The 5,030-nt window shown below is 70.8% G+C and carries 5 protein-coding genes; all 5 read left to right on the forward strand.

Going from position 1 to position 5,030, the window contains the following annotated elements; all coding sequences use genetic code 11:
• The first annotated feature begins 81 nt into the window (after positions 1–81).
• The 5 genes from FOE67_RS16220 (at position 82) to FOE67_RS30965 (ending at position 5,020) form a co-directional block, all read left to right on the forward strand.
• Complete coding sequence (locus FOE67_RS16220; RefSeq protein WP_182664919.1) at positions 82–654, forward strand: sigma factor-like helix-turn-helix DNA-binding protein; 573 nt, start codon at positions 82–84, stop codon at positions 652–654.
• 2 nt (positions 655–656) lie between these two features.
• Positions 657–2,234, forward strand: a complete 1,578-nt coding sequence (locus FOE67_RS16225) for a hypothetical protein (protein WP_182664921.1) — start codon at positions 657–659, stop codon at positions 2,232–2,234.
• 121 nt (positions 2,235–2,355) lie between these two features.
• Positions 2,356–3,738 carry a phage portal protein gene (locus tag FOE67_RS16230; protein ID WP_182664923.1) on the forward strand — a complete coding sequence of 461 codons (1,383 nt, stop codon included), beginning with the start codon at positions 2,356–2,358 and terminating at the stop codon, positions 3,736–3,738.
• Positions 3,735–4,388 (forward strand): class I SAM-dependent methyltransferase, encoded by a 654-nt coding sequence (locus FOE67_RS16235; RefSeq protein WP_182664925.1) that lies wholly within the window; start codon positions 3,735–3,737, stop codon positions 4,386–4,388. The genes FOE67_RS16230 and FOE67_RS16235 overlap by 4 nt, the downstream gene beginning before the upstream one ends.
• Positions 4,385–5,020, forward strand: coding sequence for a CDP-glycerol glycerophosphotransferase family protein (locus FOE67_RS30965; RefSeq protein ID WP_182664927.1), 636 nt, complete (start codon positions 4,385–4,387; stop codon positions 5,018–5,020). The genes FOE67_RS16235 and FOE67_RS30965 overlap by 4 nt, the downstream gene beginning before the upstream one ends.
• Positions 5,021–5,030 lie beyond the last annotated feature (10 nt).

The raw sequence follows: 5,030 nt of genomic DNA on the forward strand, positions 1-5,030 counted from the left end.
CCGCTGCACCATCACCCCCCGCCCCCGCACCCGCCGTCGCTGACCCGGCGCTGCGTAAAAAGTCATACGAGGAGGCCCGCCGTGGCGCAGAACAAAGGCCCCCGCCTGGAGGGCCGCAACGGAGAGGTGTGGCGCCGCTACCTGTCCGGCTGGACCCAGGAACGCATCGCCGCCGAACACGGCATCACCCAGTCCCGGGTCAGCCGCATCATCGCGGAGGTCCGCGAGTCCATCCCCGAGGAGGACCGGCAGGCGGTCGCCACCACCGTCATCGAGCGCCTGGACCGCGTCGTGGCCGAGGCCACGGCCATCCTGGAGCGCGACCACCCGGTGGTCCACCAGGGACGCATCGTCCACGACATCGTCGAGTACGTCCGGGACGAGGACGGGAACATCTCCATCGGGGAGGACGGCAACCCCCTCGCCGCGAAGGTCGCCCGCCTGGTCGACGACAGCCCGAAGCTTCAGGCCCTCGATCGGATCCTGAAGGCGGACGATGCGCGGCGGCGCCTGCTGGGTCTGGACGCGCCGCGGCAGACCGAGCTCAGCGGGACGGTCACCACCACCACGGTCGAGCCCGAGCTCCTCGCGCGGCTGCGGGAGCGCAACGCCCGCCTGGTCGATCCGGGTGACCCGGGCGGGACCGGCGACTGACCGTGGCCCGGTACCTGCACGACCCGGGCACGGGGGAGCCGTGGAACGGGGAGACCTTCGACCACGAGGCGTACCTGGGCGGGCTGATAGCCGAGTTCGGGCGGGCCGCGTTCACCAGCCCCGAGGCCCGCCGCGAGTTGACGCGGTACGACCCGCTGCTGTTCGCGCTGCTCTACCTCCCCCAACTGCTGAGGGACAAGCACGGCACGATTTCGTGGGCGGATACGCATCTGGAGTTCGCGCGTCTGGCGCTGCGCTGGACCCGCCCGGCCGGCCTGCACGAGGAGCGGCACGCCTACATCGCCCCCCGCGGCTCCGCGAAGAGCACGTGGCTGTTCAAGCTGCTGCCGATCTGGGCGCTGGCCCACGACCACGCCGCGGCCCGCTTCATCGCCGCGTTCAGCAGCGCGGGGGCGCAGGCGCAGCGGCACCTCACCGCCGTCCGCCTGATCCTCGCCTCCAACGAGCTGCTGCGCACCGACTACCCGGACCTGTGCCGGCCCGCGCAGCTCTCCTCCCGCAGCACCGTCGCGAACACCCAGCACATGTACCACGCCGCCAGCCGGGTGACGTTCTCCGCGCTGGGGCTGGACGGGGAGATCCTCGGCCTGGTCGACCCCCTCAACCGGCGCCCCTCCCTGCTGATCCTGGACGACCCCGAGCCCTCTGGCGAGGTGTACTCCCTCTACCAGCGCGACAAGCGCCTGCGGACGATCGTGGATGCGGTGCTGGCGATGTCGGAGGACGCGCACGTGGTGTGGGCCGGCACCACCACCATGGCCGACGGCCTCGCCGACCAGCTCGTGAAGCACTCCGAGCGGGGGGACCAGGACTGGGTGCGGGACGAGAAGTTCCAGGTGCACTACTTCCATCCCCTGCCGCACCGCCCCGACGGCTCCCGTCGCTCGATCTGGCCCGCGAAGTGGCCCGCGCACTGGCTGGAGGAGCAGGAGGCCCGCGGGAGCGTGTCGTACGCGAAGAACTTCGAGAACAAGCCGCGGCCGACGGACGGGATCTGGTGGCGCCCGCGCGACATCCAACGCCTGGAGGCCTCGGACGTGCCCGAGACCCACCGACGGGCGATGGTCAGGACCGTGCTGACGATCGACCCGGCCGTCACCACCACCGGCAAGTCCGACTTCACCGGCTTCGCGGTCACCTCCCTCCTGCCGGGTGACGAGCGGCACGCCGGAGGGCGGGCCCTGGTGCGCTACGCCTGCGGCCGGAAACTCCCCCACGGTGAGCCGATGCGCGCGTTCGTCCTGGCGCTCCTTCAGCAGTTCCCGGAGGTGTGCGAGATCGTCATCGAGACCAACCAAGGCGGTGGCCTGCACGAGGTCGCGCTGTACGGGATGCCCGTGCCGATCGAGACGGAACACACCACGGAGTCCAAGACGGTGCGGTTCGCGTCGCTGCTCCAGCGCTGCCAGGTCGGGCAGGTCCTCTTCGACGGGCGGATCGCGGAGTTCGAGGACCAGGCGCTGGCCTATCCGGAGGTCGGGAACGACGACGTGATCGACGCCGTGTGCCAGGGCGTCGACGCCCTGCTCACCGACATCTTCGATTTCGACATCGGCTAACCCCACGGAATCCAACGGATTCCACCTCGCGAAGCGAACAAGAGTCAACAATTCACTACGATGGCGAAGAGCGGGGACACCCGCCCCGCCCCCTTCGGGGCCGCGACGGGGAGGACCACCGATGGCACTGACCACCAGCGAGACCGAGGACGCCGCACGCGACCTGCTGCGGATGCGCGGCGCCGAACGCCCCCGCCTGGAACAGATCCGCACCTACCTCACCGGCGATCCCACCCTCACCTGGCTCCCCCAGGGCGTCCCCCAAGAGGTCCGGGCCCTGGCCGCGATCTCCCGCGTCAACATCGTCAAGCTGGTCGCCGACTCCACGGTGCAGTCCATGTACGTGGACGGCTACACCTCGGCCGCCGCCGACAAACGGATCTGGGAGATCTGGCAGCGCAACCGCATGGACCGCAAACAGATCGGCGTCCACCGCGCGGCGTCCGTCTACGGCGCCGGCTACGTCACCGTCCTGCCCGGCAAACCGGTGCCCGTGATGCGCCCCCACTCACCCCGCTACCTCACCGCCGCCTACGGGGACGACGACGACTGGCCCGTCTACGGCCTCCTGCACCGCGGCGGCCCGAAATGGCGTTTGTTCGACGACCAGCACGTCCACGAACTGGAGACCAGCAGCGACGACGGCAACCGCCTGGTCCACAAGGGGAAGTTCGAGCACGAGCAGGACGTCTGCCCCATCGTCCGGTACCTCGCCACCGAGGATCTCGACGACCCCGTCGTCGGGGAGATCGAGCCGCTGTTCCAGCTCCAGGACCAGATCAACATCACGACGTTCCTGCTGCTGGTGGCGCAGCACTACGGCGCGCACAAGCAGCGCTACATCCTCGGCTGGATGGCGAAGTCCGAGGAACAGAAACTCAAGGTGGCCGCCTCCACCCTGCTGACCATCCCCCGCAAACCGGGTGACGTCGAGGTCGGGGAGTTCGCCGCCACCGACCTCTCCGGGTACATCGAGTCCCGCGAGGCGACACTGCGGCACCTCGCGGTGATCTCCCAGACCCCCGCCAACGAGCTCCTCGGTCAGCTCGTGCAGCTCTCCGCGGAAGCACTGGACGCGGTGAACGCCTCCAACCAGCGGAAAATCACCGAGCGGCAGACCGTCATCGGAGAGGCCCACGAGCAGGCCCTCGGCCAGGCCGGCAGCCTCCTCGGCATCCCCGTCGACCCGTTCGCGGAAATCGCGTGGAAGGACACCGAGCGCCGCAAGCTGCCCACCGTGGTCGCCGCCCTCGCGGTTCTCGCGGAGAAGCTCGGGGTGCCGGAGCGCGAGCTGTGGCAGATGGTGCCGGGCGTCTCCCAGTCCCAGACCCGCCGCTGGGAGGCCGCCGCCGGCCACGACGCCACCCCCGGCGCCGGCCGGGAGACCGCACACGGCGACCCCGGGGGCACCGACACCGACACCGACACCGCCGCCCCCGACACCCCGCCCACTCCCGCGGGCGCGCCCGGGCGGGGGCCGCGCGTACTGGAGAACGCCGCATGATCAACCCCACCCCCGTCCTCGACTGGCGCCCCGGCCACCGCCAACCCGGCATGGTCGAACTCACCGCCTGCCGCCACCTCCACAACCTCGCCACCGGCGTCCCCGCCGACCACGCCATCGTCGAACTCGGCTCCTACCGCGGGCGCTCCACCGGCTGGCTCCTCCTCGGAGCCCACCGAGGCCACCACGCCCACGTCCACGCCGTCGACGCCCGCGACCAGCGCACCGACGAAACCTACGAAGGCAGCTTCGAGCGCTTCACCGGCGCGCACCCCGACTTCGCCCGACACATGCAGCGCATCGGCGCCACCGACCGCGAGCTGACCGTCCACCTCGACTACGCCCACCACATCGCCCACCGCTGGACCGGCCCACCGGTCGGGCTGCTGTGGCACGACGCCGGCCACGGCGCCGACGAAGTCGAACGCGACCTCCTCGCATGGCTGCCCCTCATGGCACCCGGCGCCACGATCGTCGTGCACGATGCCGCGAACCCCCACTGGGGTGTCGTCGAGGGCGCCCGCCGCGCCCTGGAACACGCGCCGGGCTGGATGTGGAACCAACGGACCCTGACGACCTGGCCGCGGCGCCGCAACCGCCGCGGCACCCTCACCGTCCACCACCGTCCCCACACCGGCGGTGGACGGTGATCCACTTCGCATCCAACTCCACCGGCTGGAACATGGCCACCAACTCCCTGGTGCCCGGTGGGCAGGTCGACCTCCTCATCACCCCCATCACCACCCACCTCCCCACCGACACGTACACCGTCGGCCGCCAGCCGCGCCCCGACGCCATCAACGTCTACCTCTCCAACCGCGACCGGTACCTGCCCGCCTCGTGGCGCCTGGACCGCATCGGCATCTCCTACGCCCACGGCATCGCCTCCAAGGGCTACCGCCGCTGGCAGACCACATCCAGCTTCGACTTCGTCACCTGCCCCGGCCCGGCCCACACCCGGGAAGTCATCGCCTCCGGCGCGCCCCCCGACCGCGTCATCGAAATCGGCTACCCGAAACTGGACCCGCTGTTCCGCGGTGACATCGTCGATGACGGCAGCGTGTGGGCGCCCGACGACCGGATCCGCGTCCTGTACGCCCCCACCCACGGCGGCGGATCCGAGGCCTACGCGCACGGCAACCGCGACGCCCCCGGCGCGAAGGCCACCTCCTGGTGGGACCGCCAGCACGTACTGGGACTGCTGGACCCCGCCACGTTCCAGGTCGTGCTCGCCCCTGTCTCTTATACACGTCTGACCCTGCCGACGAAGCTGCAAGTGTAAATCGCTGTGG

This window comes from Streptomyces calidiresistens, from assembly GCF_014141525.1.
Classification (GTDB): domain Bacteria; phylum Actinomycetota; class Actinomycetes; order Streptomycetales; family Streptomycetaceae; genus Streptomyces; species Streptomyces calidiresistens.